Here is a 13941-nt window from a genome sequence, read left to right as displayed (position 1 = left end):
TGGTAAGCATGCTAAGAGAAGAAGAATTACGAAACATTATCGGACAACTTCAAGATCCTTTTTTACATAAACCTTTGGAAGAATTAAATGCAATTGATGAAATAAAAATAAAAAGTGAAAAATCACATGTAAGTATAAAAATCGGTATCTCCAAAATGAATACACCTGAACAGTTGCAATTGCAACAAGATATTGTAGCACTTGTTAAAGAGGCAGGGGCACAAACGGTAGGACTTCGTTTTCACGAGTTACCACAGGAAACAATAGCAGCATACCAAGATGAGACACCTCAGGGAGCAGGCTCTTTGTTGTCTCCTGCTTCTAAGACTACATTTATCGCGATCGCTAGTGGAAAGGGTGGAGTAGGGAAGTCGACCGTATCCGTTAATTTGGCTGTAGCTTTAGCACGCTTAGGGAAAAAGGTTGGCTTAATTGACGCTGATATATACGGCTTTAGTGTACCAGATATGATGGGGATTACAAAAAGACCTGTCGTTCGTGGAGAGAAGATCATTCCGGTCGAAAGATTTGGTGTTCAGGTTATCTCTATGGGATTTTTTGTAGAGGATAATGCTCCTGTTATTTGGAGAGGGCCAATGCTTGGGAAAATGTTAAATAATTTCTTTAATGAAGTGGAATGGGGAGATCTAGATTATCTTCTATTAGATCTACCACCAGGCACTGGGGATGTAGCATTAGATGTTCATTCTATGCTGCCTTCTTGTAAAGAAATCATTGTTTCAACGCCACATCCTACTGCAGCTTTTGTTGCAGCAAGAGCGGGTGCTATGGCTTTACAGACCGATCATGAAGTAATAGGGGTTGTAGAGAACATGGCGTACTTTGAAAGTGCGCTTACTGGTGAGAAGGAATATGTGTTCGGACGTGGTGGTGGAGAGAAATTAGCGGAAGAACTTAGAGTACCTTTATTGGGAAAAATCCCGCTTCAACAGCCTGATTGGGATGAAGAGGATTTTGCCCCTTCTGTATATGCTACCGAGCATCCAATAGGACAGATCTATAAAAATATAGGTGAGCGAGTAATAGGCTTAATTCCAGCTAAGGCATAATCTAATAAAGAAAAAGAGCCGTTTTGTCGGCTCTTTTTGTGTAGTAACATTTTAGTTACCGCCATTACCTTCTTCTTGGCTACTATCAGATTCTCCGCCACCACTACTGTCTCCGCCTTGTTCGCTTTCTTGTTGTCCACTACCGCCTTGTTGTCCCATTTCTTCTGCTGCTTTTAGAAGGGTGTCTTGAATTTTTGCTTTATATAGAGGACTAGACAGAGTTTCCATGATAACGTCCTGTAGGTGCTTCCTAAAATCCTGGCTCTTTACAGCAGTCACCATTGATTTTTCCATTTCAGGATCTTGAAAAATTTCCATCAGCATCTTCTGATAGTCAGGATCTTTCATTAATTCTTTAATCACTTTTTCATGTTCATCCTTAATACTCGTGGCGAAGCTTTCCACAAATTTAGGATCTTCAAAAACCTTTTTCCAAAATTCTGTTCCTTTTTCACTTGTGAGGGTTTCTTCAATTGTTTGCTTCACAACGTTTTGATCCATGATAAGGGTTTGCATCATTTCTTCGTCTTTCATTACTTCTTGTAAAGCTTTCTTTCCATCATCTGTCTTTAATATATCAACTACCATTTTCTTCGTTTCTTCATAATCCATTTGACCACTAGATTCTTCTCTAGGGGCACATCCTGTAGAGAAAACCCCAAATATGGTGAGAGTAAAAGTCATGAGGAGCAAGTATCTCTTCATGTTAGTCGAGCTCCTTTCTAATACCTTTTTGCTACTTATATTTTCTATTGTCATGAAAGAATTTATACAAGGAAAATACATCTCATATGGCTTTTTTAAGAAAGGATTGGTAAAATCAAGACAAGCAATAAGATGGAGGATAGGTCACTTGAAAAGTCGTAATTGGGTTCGTTTATTTTTAAGTACATTACTTGTAGGCGGAATTACCTCAGGTATTATTGGATTTATTCTTAGGTGGGGAGAGTATAAGGAACTGTTTATCCATTTCGATGTGATAGAAATCCTTTCTATACTCACATGGTTATTTGGGGTAGGACTTATATTTAGTGTAATTAGCCAGATGGGATTCTTTGCTTATTTAACCATACATCGGTTTGGCCTAGGAATCTTCAGGTCTTACTGGGGCTTGGTTCAAGTAATTCTCATTATTTTTGTTTTATTTGATTTAGTGTACTTCCGTTATCAATTTTTTGCAGAAGCGGAAGAAGCAGTAACGTCATATCTTTTAGTAGCAGGGTATGTATTCATTTTTGCCCTAATTGTTGCAATGGTAAAAAGAAGGGATACAAATAAAGAAGCATTCATTCCTGCTGTGTTTTTTATGATTGTGGTTACTACAATAGAATGGTTTCCGGCATTAAGAGTTAATGAAGAAAGCTGGCTGTTTTTTATGCTAATTCCAATACAAATTTGTAATGCATATCAGCTATTAATGCTTCCGAGATTTCTGCAAAATAAAAAGAGCTAATCGTACTAGCTCTTTTTTTGCATATTATAAAGTGAAATCTTCTGTTTTATATGTAGTTCTTGTAGTTATTCATTTTTTAAAGGATAGAATCTTATTTCACCTCAGAAGATTTGGTTTCAGCATTTGCGATAAGATCTTCGACATTTATATTTTTAAGTCCTGCTTTTTTCATGTTGTTAAGGATGAGAGGTAATGCTTCGTTTGTTTGTTTAGCGGAATCTGAAGCGTGAAGTAAAATGATATCTCCGCCTTTCAATCCTTTTGTCGTGTTATCGACGATTTTTTGTACCCCTGGATTTGTCCAATCTTCCGAATCAATACTGTAGTGAACAATTGTGTAACCTAATTGCTGTGCAATCTTTAAAACCTCTTTATCGAATACTCCACTAGGGGGTCTGAGTAAGTGAATATCCTTTATGCCTAGTTTAGTGAACGTTTCTTGCGCTAATGAGAGATCCTTTCTAATTTCATTTGGTTCTAAATCTCTATAGTTTTTATAGTTGTATCCCATGCTACCAATTTGATGCCCGCTATCTAAAATTTGCTTTACGACATCGGGGTGGCTTTCTGCCCATGATGCTGAAAGGAAAAACGTTGCATTATTTACTTTCTCTTTTTCTAGTGTGGCTAATATCTCCTCAGCTTTTACATCTCCCCAGCTAATATCAAATGTTAAGGCTATCTCTTTTTTTGTAGAATCTCCTTTGTAGATTGCTTTCGGTCCTTCTGATGTTGAGAACACAGGATAATTCAACACATTTTCTACGTATAGAATGCCTGCTGTGAAGAATGCAGCTATCATGATAAGAGCAACTTGCTTAATTTTTTTAATATGGATTACGTGGAACCTATTCATATTTGACCCTCCTCTAATAGACTCTTTGAGACAAGTCTATGCTTTGTCCTTTCTGAAAATGATTAGAAAAGTACGGTTATAGGAATAATATAAGACGTTGTGAGGAAGAATTAATCAAAATCTCATGTAGAGGAGAATGTTAAATGATCTATTATTTATTTGAGGAAGGAGAACGATTGGAGCTAGAAAGCATATTAACTAAAGAGCAGATGCTTGTAGATAAGCTTCTTGTTGAAAAAGAAAGAGAAAATCATATTATAGATAGAGCTTTAAAAGAAAGAAGGGATATCCTTGATAAGATAAGTAGAAAGATATCAAAATAAATTTCTAAATATTGTTGACGAAAGAAAACATACATGATATATTAGTATTCGTCGCTAAGAGATGTGACGAAATCTAAAAAAACTTTTTCGAAAAAAGTTGACTTAGATTTGATAAGATGTTATATTAAGAAAGTCGCTTCTGAACGAAGTTGACATCATGATCTTTGAAAACTAAACAAAACCAAGCGTATCAAACGTTGATTTTAAATCAACAAAACGTACTATATAGTACAAAAAATATGAGCAAGTCAAACTACTTTATTGGAGAGTTTGATCCTGGCTCAGGACGAACGCTGGCGGCGTGCCTAATACATGCAAGTCGAGCGAATTGATGGGAGCTTGCTCCCTGATATTAGCGGCGGACGGGTGAGTAACACGTGGGTAACCTGCCTGTAAGATTGGGATAACTCCGGGAAACCGGAGCTAATACCGGATAACATTTCGAACCGCATGGTTCGAAATTGAAAGATGGCTTCTAGCTATCACTTACAGATGGACCCGCGGCGCATTAGCTAGTTGGTGAGGTAACGGCTCACCAAGGCAACGATGCGTAGCCGACCTGAGAGGGTGATCGGCCACACTGGGACTGAGACACGGCCCAGACTCCTACGGGAGGCAGCAGTAGGGAATCTTCCGCAATGGACGAAAGTCTGACGGAGCAACGCCGCGTGAACGATGAAGGCCTTCGGGTCGTAAAGTTCTGTTGTTAGGGAAGAACAAGTACTAGAGTAACTGCTAGTACCTTGACGGTACCTAACCAGAAAGCCACGGCTAACTACGTGCCAGCAGCCGCGGTAATACGTAGGTGGCAAGCGTTGTCCGGAATTATTGGGCGTAAAGCGCGCGCAGGTGGTTTCTTAAGTCTGATGTGAAAGCCCACGGCTCAACCGTGGAGGGTCATTGGAAACTGGGGAACTTGAGTGCAGAAGAGGAAAGTGGAATTCCAAGTGTAGCGGTGAAATGCGTAGAGATTTGGAGGAACACCAGTGGCGAAGGCGACTTTCTGGTCTGTAACTGACACTGAGGCGCGAAAGCGTGGGGAGCGAACAGGATTAGATACCCTGGTAGTCCACGCCGTAAACGATGAGTGCTAAGTGTTAGAGGGTTTCCGCCCTTTAGTGCTGCAGCAAACGCATTAAGCACTCCGCCTGGGGAGTACGGTCGCAAGACTGAAACTCAAAGGAATTGACGGGGGCCCGCACAAGCGGTGGAGCATGTGGTTTAATTCGAAGCAACGCGAAGAACCTTACCAGGTCTTGACATCCTTCGCTACTTCTAGAGATAGAAGGTTCCCCTTTTAGGGGACGAAGTGACAGGTGGTGCATGGTTGTCGTCAGCTCGTGTCGTGAGATGTTGGGTTAAGTCCCGCAACGAGCGCAACCCTTGATCTTAGTTGCCAGCATTCAGTTGGGCACTCTAAGATGACTGCCGGTGACAAACCGGAGGAAGGTGGGGATGACGTCAAATCATCATGCCCCTTATGACCTGGGCTACACACGTGCTACAATGGATGGTACAAAGGGCTGCGAGACTGCGAAGTTAAGCGAATCCCATAAAACCATTCTCAGTTCGGATTGCAGGCTGCAACTCGCCTGCATGAAGCTGGAATCGCTAGTAATCGCGGATCAGCATGCCGCGGTGAATACGTTCCCGGGCCTTGTACACACCGCCCGTCACACCACGAGAGTTTGTAACACCCGAAGTCGGTGGGGTAACCGTAAGGAGCCAGCCGCCTAAGGTGGGACAGATGATTGGGGTGAAGTCGTAACAAGGTAGCCGTATCGGAAGGTGCGGCTGGATCACCTCCTTTCTAAGGATATAGAGGTACGCTTGGTATTTTGTTTAGTTTTGAGAGATCATCTGATCTTTCTATAATAAGTAAGACTCATACATAGGAGTCTAAATGCATCTTGCATTGAAGATCCTGTGTTTTATGTTCCTTGAAAACTAGATAACGAAAACAATTCAAGTAATTCACTGAGTTTAAACGCTTAGTTTAGTGATTCTCTTAATAAATGTAAACCAGGATTCAATGTAAGTATTGATTTCCTGAGACAAAGGAGAAGCGAGAAGTTCGAGGCGACGAGTGATTGAGGAGCGGAATGTACGTTTTTGGTACATGAGCACCGCAGAGCACGAAGTCAACGAAGAAATTCGAAGCTTATCATTTGTCGATGAGGTTAAGTTGTTAAGGGCGCACGGTGGATGCCTTGGCACTAGGAGCCGATGAAGGACGGTACTAACACCGATATGCTTCGGGGAGCTGTAAGTAAGCTTTGATCCGGAGATTTCCGAATGGGGAAACCCACTGTTCGTAATGGAGCAGTATTTTCATCTGAATACATAGGATGATAAAGGCAGACCCGGGGAACTGAAACATCTAAGTACCCGGAGGAAGAGAAAGCAAACGCGATTTCCTGAGTAGCGGCGAGCGAAACGGAATTAGCCCAAACCAAGAGGCTTGCCTCTTGGGGTTGTAGGACACTCTATACGGAGTTACAAAGGAACGGAGTAAATGAAGAGGTCTGGAAAGGCTCGTCAAAGAAGGTAACAACCCTGTAGTTGAAACTTCGTTCCCTCCAGAGTGGATCCTGAGTACGGCGGGACACGTGAAATCCCGTCGGAAGCAGGGAGGACCATCTCCCAAGGCTAAATACTCCCTAGTGACCGATAGTGAACCAGTACCGTGAGGGAAAGGTGAAAAGCACCCCGGAAGGGGAGTGAAATAGATCCTGAAACCGTGTGCCTACAAGTAGTCAAAGCCCGTTAATGGGTAATGGCGTGCCTTTTGTAGAATGAACCGGCGAGTTACGATCCCGTGCAAGGTTAAGTTGATAAGACGGAGCCGCAGCGAAAGCGAGTCTGAACAGGGCGAATAAGTACGTGGTCGTAGACCCGAAACCAGGTGATCTACCCATGTCCAGGGTGAAGTTCAGGTAACACTGAATGGAGGCCCGAACCCACGCACGTTGAAAAGTGCGGGGATGAGGTGTGGGTAGCGGAGAAATTCCAATCGAACCTGGAGATAGCTGGTTCTCTCCGAAATAGCTTTAGGGCTAGCCTTGAAATGAGAGTCTTGGAGGTAGAGCACTGATTGGACTAGGGGCCCCCATCGGGTTACCGAATTCAGTCAAACTCCGAATGCCAAAGACTTATGTTCAGGAGTCAGACTGCGAGTGATAAGATCCGTAGTCAAGAGGGAAACAGCCCAGACCACCAGCTAAGGTCCCAAAGTATACGTTAAGTGGAAAAGGATGTGGAGTTGCTTAGACAACCAGGATGTTGGCTTAGAAGCAGCCACCATTTAAAGAGTGCGTAATAGCTCACTGGTCGAGTGACTCTGCGCCGAAAATGTACCGGGGCTAAACGTATCACCGAAGCTGTGGACTGTTCTAACGAACAGTGGTAGGAGAGCGTTCTAAGGGCTGAGAAGCCAGACCGAGAGGACTGGTGGAGCGCTTAGAAGTGAGAATGCCGGTATGAGTAGCGAAAGAGGGGTGAGAATCCCCTCCACCGAATGCCTAAGGTTTCCTGAGGAAGGCTCGTCCGCTCAGGGTAAGTCGGGACCTAAGCCGAGGCCGAAAGGCGTAGGCGATGGCCAACAGGTAGAAATTCCTGTACCACCTCCTCACCATTTGAGCAATGGGGGGACGCAGAAGGATAGGGTAAGCGCGGCGTCGGAATGCCGCGTCCAAGCAGTTAGGCTGACAATGAGGCAAATCCCATTGTCATTAAGGCTGAGCTGTGATGGCGAGGGAAATATAGTACCGAAGTTCTTGATTCCACACTGCCAAGAAAAGCCTCTAGCGAGGTGAGAGGTGCCCGTACCGCAAACCGACACAGGTAGGCGAGGAGAGAATCCTAAGGTGAGCGAGAGAACTCTCGTTAAGGAACTCGGCAAAATGACCCCGTAACTTCGGGAGAAGGGGTGCTTTTTAGGGTTAATAGCCCGGAAAAGCCGCAGTGAATAGGCCCAGGCGACTGTTTAGCAAAAACACAGGTCTCTGCGAAGCCGCAAGGCGAAGTATAGGGGCTGACGCCTGCCCGGTGCTGGAAGGTTAAGGGGAGAGGTTAGCGTAAGCGAAGCTTTGAACCGAAGCCCCAGTAAACGGCGGCCGTAACTATAACGGTCCTAAGGTAGCGAAATTCCTTGTCGGGTAAGTTCCGACCCGCACGAAAGGCGTAACGATCTGGGCACTGTCTCAACGAGAGACTCGGTGAAATTATAGTACCTGTGAAGATGCAGGTTACCCGCGACAGGACGGAAAGACCCCGTGGAGCTTTACTGTAGCCTGATATTGAATTTTGGTACAGCTTGTACAGGATAGGTAGGAGCCTGAGAAGCCGGAGCGCTAGCTTCGGTGGAGGCGTCGGTGGGATACTACCCTGGCTGTATTGAAATTCTAACCCACAGCCCTGATCGGGCTGGGAGACAGTGTCAGGTGGGCAGTTTGACTGGGGCGGTCGCCTCCTAAAATGTAACGGAGGCGCCCAAAGGTTCCCTCAGAATGGTTGGAAATCATTCGTAGAGTGTAAAGGCACAAGGGAGCTTGACTGCGAGACCTACAAGTCGAGCAGGGACGAAAGTCGGGCTTAGTGATCCGGTGGTTCCGCATGGAAGGGCCATCGCTCAACGGATAAAAGCTACCCCGGGGATAACAGGCTTATCTCCCCCAAGAGTCCACATCGACGGGGAGGTTTGGCACCTCGATGTCGGCTCATCGCATCCTGGGGCTGTAGTCGGTCCCAAGGGTTGGGCTGTTCGCCCATTAAAGCGGTACGCGAGCTGGGTTCAGAACGTCGTGAGACAGTTCGGTCCCTATCCGTCGTGGGCGTAGGAAATTTGAGAGGAGCTGTCCTTAGTACGAGAGGACCGGGATGGACGCACCGCTGGTGTACCAGTTGTCTTGCCAAAGGCATAGCTGGGTAGCTATGTGCGGAAGGGATAAGTGCTGAAAGCATCTAAGCATGAAGCCCCCCTCAAGATGAGATTTCCCATAGCGTAAGCTAGTAAGATCCCTGAAAGATGATCAGGTTGATAGGTCAGAGGTGGAAGCGCGGTGACGTGTGGAGCTGACTGATACTAATAGATCGAGGACTTAACCTAATAGAAAAGCGTAAGAAGCCCGTTTAAATCCATAGGGAATTGGAGCGATCGAGAAGAAGTCGTTCTTTGACTTCGAACGAGAGAGTGAAATTACCGTAGGATTTGGCTTCTAGAGCTAGACAAATTAAAAGCGTAAGCTCAGTGAATGAATTGTGATTCGTTATCTAGTTTTGAAGGAATATAAAAGTTGAAAAAACACTTGAAATATTCAATTAAAATAGTATAATAATATTTGTCATAATTGTCTGGTGGCGATAGCGAAGAGGTCACACCCGTTCCCATGCCGAACACGGAAGTTAAGTTCTTCAGCGCCGATGGTAGTTGGGGGTTTCCCCCTGTGAGAGTAGGACGTTGCCAGGCTTTTATATTGTTCCGCAGTAGCTCAGTGGTAGAGCTATCGGCTGTTAACCGATCGGTCGCAGGTTCGAGTCCTGCCTGCGGAGCCATTTGCTTCCATAGCTCAGTTGGTAGAGCACTTCCATGGTAAGGAAGAGGTCACCGGTTCGAGCCCGGTTGGGAGCTTAAACTAATAATTTAGGCCCATTGGTCAAGCGGTTAAGACACCGCCCTTTCACGGCGGTAACACGGGTTCGAATCCCGTATGGGTCACCATTTTTTGTATAGAAAAGTATTCAACTCATTCGGAGGATTAGCTCAGCTGGGAGAGCACCTGCCTTACAAGCAGGGGGTCGGCGGTTCGATCCCGTCATCCTCCACCATTACTTTTTCGATAAACGAAAGAAACTTACTTTAATAAAGTAGAATAGTATTTTATTAATCCAAGTAGTATATTGCCGGTGTAGCTCAATTGGTAGAGCAACTGACTTGTAATCAGTAGGTTGGGGGTTCAAGTCCTCTCGCCGGCACTCTCTTACAAATACGGAGGGGTAGCGAAGTGGCTAAACGCGGCGGACTGTAAATCCGCTCCTTAGGGTTCGGCAGTTCGAATCTGCCCCCCTCCACCATTTAAAACAATGATTGAGTTTGGCTTCTAAGCTAAATTCGTAGTTGTTTTTATTTTGTCCTAAAAATGTATATTTTGATTAGATTCACGTAAAATAGGAGAGAACCTTATTATTAATGGGCTATAGCCAAGCGGTAAGGCATCGCACTTTGACTGCGACATGCGTTGGTTCGAATCCAGCTAGCCCAGCCATTTTTATTTTACTAGAGCCATTAGCTCAGTTGGTAGAGCACGTTCGAAATTACGACGAAGCAATGCTTCAGCGAACAAATCGAGCAGCTTCTTGTAATTACTTCCTGAGATTTGGTCGTCTTAACAAAGAGTGTTTTTTTACTAGAGCCATTAGCTCAGTTGGTAGAGCATCTGACTTTTAATCAGAGGGTCGAAGGTTCGAGTCCTTCATGGCTCATATGCGGAAGTAGTTCAGTGGTAGAACACCACCTTGCCAAGGTGGGGGTCGCGGGTTCGAATCCCGTCTTCCGCTCCAATATAGGGGCCTTAGCTCAGCTGGGAGAGCGCCTGCTTTGCACGCAGGAGGTCAGCGGTTCGATCCCGCTAGGCTCCACCAAGATTACTTTATATTACATATTCCAAGCGATAAACAATGTTTATCGCTTTTTTTATGAGTAAAAATAAAACAATTTAATTAAATGACTATTCTTTTATAAAGTTTCTCCATAAGGCACCAAAATTTGTTAAAATAATTTTGTGTGATTTATTGAAACCTTTTCGATACCTTATACGTATAATAATAAACCCGCGGAGTGCGGAGGTATAAATAAATGGAAACTATTATAAAGAAACGAATAAAACAAGTGAAAAAAGGGGATCAAAATGCATATGCGGAAATTGTAGACTTATACAAGGATAAGATCTATCAATTATGCTATCGAATGCTTGGTAATGCCCATGAGGCTGAAGATATCGCTCAGGAGGCCTTTATAAGAGCATATGTAAATATTCATACCTTTGATATGAATAAAAAATTCTCTACTTGGTTATACCGAATTGCAACAAACCTTTCTATCGACCGTATACGGAAGAAGAAACCAGATTATTATCTTGACGCTGAAATTGCAGGTACAGAAGGATTAACAATGTATTCTCAAATTGCTGCAAATGATGCTCTGCCAGAAGACGAGCTCGAAACAATGGAACTGCAGCAATTGATTCAAAAAGAGATCCTTAAGCTTCCGGATAAGTATAGATCGGTTATTGTATTGAAATACATCGATGAGCTTTCGTTAATTGAAATTAGTGAAATTCTGGAGATCCCGATTGGTACAGTAAAAACCCGTATTCATAGAGGCAGAGAAGCGTTAAGGAAGCAATTAAGGCACTTATAAGAGGTGAGAAGAGATGGGCTGTTCTAATGAATTTGTTCAGCTATTGCATAAATATATGGATTACGAGTTAACGGATGTGGAGGAAAAAGAGGTAAAAGAACATTTGCAATCTTGTCAGGATTGTTCTGATCATTTTCATCAGCTTGAAAAAGCAGTCGCATTAGTACAAAGTACGTCTCACATTGAGGCTCCATCTGATTTTACTCAATCCATTATGGATAAGTTACCTAAAGAAAAAAGAACCGTATCTTGGAACAGGTGGATGAAGGGTCATCCGTTATTATCAGCGGCATCGTTATTCATTCTATTAATGACAGGAAGCTTATTTTCCGCATGGTCTGGTGATCAGAATTTTAGTGTGTCGAAGCACTCCAATTTAGTGGTCGAGAATAGTAAAGTAACAGTACCGGAGGGTGAAATCGTAAAAGGTGATGTTACTGTAAAAAATGGAACCTTAACAATCAATGGAACAATTGATGGAGATGTAACGGTCATAAATGGTGAAAAGTATGTTGCTTCTGCTGGACAGGTAACAGGAGATATTGAAGAAGTAGACCAAATGTTTGAATGGCTTTGGTACCATATAAAATCTATATCAAAAGATGTTGTTACCGTACTAGATTAACTACAGGGTCATCATAAAGGTGACCTTTTTACATAGGATTTTATTTAGTGATATAATAGTAAGAGTTTTAAATGTAGAACATGATAAATAAATATAGACATTTAAAAGTCAGTAAACTCATGGAGGACGAGTGAATGGGATATGAGGATATACCAGTATTGCATTACCTCGGTATAGCTGTTGACATACTCCTTGTTTGGTATGTAATTTATAAACTGATTATGGTAATAAGGGGAACAAAGGCGGTACAGCTCTTAAAAGGCATTACAGTGATCATTATTGTCCGCATGCTTAGTCAATACTTAGGTCTAAGTACATTGCAATGGCTAATGGATCAAGCGCTGACGTGGGGATTCTTGGCAATCATTATCATTTTCCAACCAGAGCTACGGAGGGCATTAGAACAGTTAGGAAGAGGTCGTTTATTTTCTAGAGGCAATATACCTGGAGAAGAAGATCCTGAATTAACCATTGAATCAATTATTAAAGCAACTGATTATATGGCGAAACGTAGGATTGGAGCTCTTATTACGATTGAGAAAGAAACTGGAATGAGTGATTACATAGAAACGGGGATACCACTTCATTCAAGACTATCCTCAGAACTATTAATTAATATTTTTATTCCAAATACCCCGCTACATGATGGCGCAGTGATTCTTCAAAAGAATCAAATTGCAGCAGCGGCTTGTTACTTACCATTATCAGAAAGTCCATTTATATCAAAAGAGTTAGGCACAAGGCATAGAGCTGCATTAGGCATAAGTGAAGTAACAGATAGTTTAACTATTATCGTTTCAGAAGAAACTGGAAGTGTTTCTGCTGCTAGAAATAGTGAGCTACAACGTAACCTATCTCAGGACGAGTTACGAAAGATCCTACAAAAGGAATTAAATGCTCCTACTAAGACCACTTCCTCAACCCGCTGGCAATGGAGGGGGAAAAAGAATGGATAAACTAATTGATAACCCTTGGGTCATGAGAAGTATTGCTTTATTCTTAGCATTGATGTTGTATGTATCTGTTAATATAGACCAAACAACGTCTTCAACTAGCCAGCCGCTAGGATTTTTTGGTGATTCGCCTACATCAGATGAAACAATCGTCACAGACATCCCGGTTGTTACATATTTTGATCAAGACAATTTAGTTGTGACAGGGATACCTGAAACAGTAAGTGTCACATTGGAAGGTTCAACTTCTGCCATTACAAAGGCGAGTAAATTAAAAGATTTTGAAGTATATGCAGATTTAACTAACCTTTCTTTGGGTACACATAATGTACGCTTAAAAACAAAAAATCTTGCGAATGATTTAACAGCTTCCGTTAATCCGAAAGTCATTACTGTGACGCTTGAAGAGAAAATCACGAAGTCCTTTACAGTGGATGTTGATTTTCTTAATGAAGATAAATTAGAAGAAGGATATACACCAGATCAGCCAATCGTGAATCCTAATAGTATAAATATTACAGCTTCGAAAGAAATCATTGATCGGATTGACTCTGTGAAATCAACTATTAATCTTGAAGATGCCAAAGAAACGGTGACTCAAGATGCACGTATTACCGTATATGATAAAGATGGGAATGCACTTCCAGTTGAAGTGGAGCCATCTGTAGTAGATGTAACCGTACCAATAAAGAGTCCAAGTAAAGCACTACCTTTTAAGATCACACGAGAAGGTGAGCTTGGAGCAGGATTAAGTATATTGAGCTTAGAGCCAGATCCTAATGAAATTACCGTTTACGGTCCCCTTAGTGTTTTAGAGCAGTTAGAGGTAATTGATGGAGTAAAAGTAGATCTTTCTAAGATCAAGGAAGATTCAATTATTGAAATTGACGTGCCTAAACCTGATGGAGTAAACAAAGTCGTTCCAGAAAAAATCAACATAAAAGTGGATGTGGAAGAACAAGAAGAAAAGGAGTTCTCAGCCAAAGTTATTAATGAGGTAGGACTTTCAGAAGGAAAACAATTTGATTTCATTGATCCTGATTCTGGAGCGTTAGACGTGACGATCTATGGAGCCCCATCAATCATTCAAGATATAAATGAAGACGATATTGAATTGTATGTGAATTTATCAGATTTAAATGATGGAGAGCATGAAGTAGACGTACAAGTGAATGGACCACAGAATATAACGTGGACATTGGAGAAAAAACAAGTAAAAGTCAAAATATCTTCAGCCTCTTAAG

9 protein-coding genes, 10 tRNA genes and 3 rRNA genes are annotated in these 13941 nt (G+C 42.5%); 20 read left to right on the top strand and 2 right to left on the bottom strand.

Going from position 1 to position 13941, the window contains the following annotated elements; translation table 11 throughout:
• Positions 1-8: 8 nt before the first annotated feature.
• Positions 9-1070: an Mrp/NBP35 family ATP-binding protein gene (locus A9C19_RS19350; RefSeq protein ID WP_072581415.1), complete on the top strand. Its 1062-nt coding sequence runs from the start codon at positions 9-11 to the stop codon at positions 1068-1070.
• Positions 1071-1121: 51 nt separating this feature from the next.
• On the opposite strand, the gene gerD is transcribed toward A9C19_RS19350, so the two are convergent.
• Complete coding sequence (gene gerD / locus A9C19_RS19345) at positions 1122-1775, bottom strand: spore germination lipoprotein GerD (protein WP_072581414.1); 654 nt, start codon at positions 1773-1775, stop codon at positions 1122-1124.
• 148 nt (positions 1776-1923) lie between these two features.
• Between gerD and A9C19_RS19340 the strand changes: the two genes are divergently transcribed.
• The gene (locus A9C19_RS19340; protein WP_072581959.1) at positions 1924-2523 is read left to right on the top strand and encodes a KinB-signaling pathway activation protein; all 600 of its coding nucleotides are present in this window, start codon (positions 1924-1926) and stop codon (positions 2521-2523) included.
• Between the two features lie 91 nt (positions 2524-2614).
• Here A9C19_RS19340 and pdaB read toward each other — a convergent pair whose 3' ends face one another.
• On the bottom strand, positions 2615-3379 hold the full coding sequence (gene pdaB, locus A9C19_RS19335; RefSeq protein WP_072581413.1) for a polysaccharide deacetylase family sporulation protein PdaB: 765 nt from the start codon (positions 3377-3379) through the stop codon (positions 2615-2617).
• 143 nt (positions 3380-3522) lie between these two features.
• Here pdaB and A9C19_RS19330 point away from each other — a divergent pair, with 143 nt between their 5' ends.
• From A9C19_RS19330 to A9C19_RS19245, 18 genes are all read left to right on the top strand, one after another.
• Entirely contained in the window at positions 3523-3702 is a 180-nt protein-coding gene (locus A9C19_RS19330) for a hypothetical protein (RefSeq protein WP_072581412.1), read from the top strand.
• 258 nt (positions 3703-3960) lie between these two features.
• Positions 3961-5512, top strand: a 16S ribosomal RNA gene (locus A9C19_RS19325).
• 368 nt (positions 5513-5880) lie between these two features.
• Positions 5881-8809 (top strand): 23S ribosomal RNA (locus tag A9C19_RS19320).
• Positions 8810-9053: 244 nt separating this feature from the next.
• Positions 9054-9169 (top strand): 5S ribosomal RNA (gene rrf, locus A9C19_RS19315).
• The 16S, 23S and 5S rRNA genes sit together here with 10 tRNA genes alongside, the layout of an rRNA operon.
• A gap of 11 nt (positions 9170-9180) precedes the next feature.
• Positions 9181-9255 (top strand) — tRNA-Asn (locus A9C19_RS19310).
• 3 nt (positions 9256-9258) lie between these two features.
• Positions 9259-9331, top strand: a tRNA-Thr gene (locus tag A9C19_RS19305).
• Between the two features lie 15 nt (positions 9332-9346).
• A tRNA-Glu gene (locus A9C19_RS19300) sits at positions 9347-9421 on the top strand.
• 31 nt (positions 9422-9452) lie between these two features.
• Positions 9453-9528: transfer RNA gene (locus A9C19_RS19295), tRNA-Val, on the top strand.
• Between the two features lie 74 nt (positions 9529-9602).
• Positions 9603-9675 (top strand) — tRNA-Thr (locus A9C19_RS19290).
• Between the two features lie 15 nt (positions 9676-9690).
• A tRNA-Tyr gene (locus A9C19_RS19285) sits at positions 9691-9774 on the top strand.
• Positions 9775-9890: 116 nt separating this feature from the next.
• Positions 9891-9965, top strand: a tRNA-Gln gene (locus tag A9C19_RS19280).
• 144 nt (positions 9966-10109) lie between these two features.
• Positions 10110-10182: transfer RNA gene (locus A9C19_RS19275), tRNA-Lys, on the top strand.
• 3 nt (positions 10183-10185) lie between these two features.
• A tRNA-Gly gene (locus tag A9C19_RS19270) sits at positions 10186-10260 on the top strand.
• A gap of 5 nt (positions 10261-10265) precedes the next feature.
• Positions 10266-10341, top strand: a tRNA-Ala gene (locus A9C19_RS19265).
• A gap of 214 nt (positions 10342-10555) precedes the next feature.
• On the top strand, positions 10556-11119 hold the full coding sequence (gene sigW / locus A9C19_RS19260; protein WP_072581411.1) for an RNA polymerase sigma factor SigW: 564 nt from the start codon (positions 10556-10558) through the stop codon (positions 11117-11119).
• Positions 11120-11132: 13 nt separating this feature from the next.
• Positions 11133-11744: an anti-sigma factor family protein gene (locus A9C19_RS19255; RefSeq protein ID WP_072581410.1), complete on the top strand. Its 612-nt coding sequence runs from the start codon at positions 11133-11135 to the stop codon at positions 11742-11744.
• Between the two features lie 134 nt (positions 11745-11878).
• Positions 11879-12700 carry a diadenylate cyclase CdaA gene (gene cdaA / locus A9C19_RS19250; protein WP_072581409.1) on the top strand — a complete coding sequence of 274 codons (822 nt, stop codon included), beginning with the start codon at positions 11879-11881 and terminating at the stop codon, positions 12698-12700.
• On the top strand, positions 12693-13940 hold the full coding sequence (locus tag A9C19_RS19245; protein ID WP_072581408.1) for a CdaR family protein: 1248 nt from the start codon (positions 12693-12695) through the stop codon (positions 13938-13940). Before cdaA ends, A9C19_RS19245 begins: the two co-directional genes overlap by 8 nt.
• The last annotated feature ends 1 nt before the right edge of the window (position 13941 follow it).

This window comes from Bacillus weihaiensis (genome assembly GCF_001889165.1).
Taxonomy (GTDB): Bacteria; Bacillota; Bacilli; order Bacillales; family Bacillaceae; genus Metabacillus; species Metabacillus weihaiensis.
The sequence above is the reverse complement of the archived record's forward strand: the minus strand, read 5'-3'. Positions and strand labels throughout refer to the sequence as shown.

What these genes read in the sequence shown, in the direction of transcription:
- A9C19_RS19350 (WP_072581415.1), top strand. Translation starts at nt 9, where the DNA reads ATGCTAAGAGAAGAAGAATTACGAAACATTATCGGACAACTTCAAGAT.
- gerD (WP_072581414.1), bottom strand. Translation starts at nt 1,775, where the DNA reads ATGAAGAGATACTTGCTCCTCATGACTTTTACTCTCACCATATTTGGG.
- cdaA (WP_072581409.1), top strand. Translation starts at nt 11,879, where the DNA reads ATGGGATATGAGGATATACCAGTATTGCATTACCTCGGTATAGCTGTT.
- pdaB (WP_072581413.1), bottom strand. Translation starts at nt 3,379, where the DNA reads ATGAATAGGTTCCACGTAATCCATATTAAAAAAATTAAGCAAGTTGCT.
- A9C19_RS19245 (WP_072581408.1), top strand. Translation starts at nt 12,693, where the DNA reads ATGGATAAACTAATTGATAACCCTTGGGTCATGAGAAGTATTGCTTTA.
- sigW (WP_072581411.1), top strand. Translation starts at nt 10,556, where the DNA reads ATGGAAACTATTATAAAGAAACGAATAAAACAAGTGAAAAAAGGGGAT.
- A9C19_RS19255 (WP_072581410.1), top strand. Translation starts at nt 11,133, where the DNA reads ATGGGCTGTTCTAATGAATTTGTTCAGCTATTGCATAAATATATGGAT.
- A9C19_RS19330 (WP_072581412.1), top strand. Translation starts at nt 3,523, where the DNA reads ATGATCTATTATTTATTTGAGGAAGGAGAACGATTGGAGCTAGAAAGC.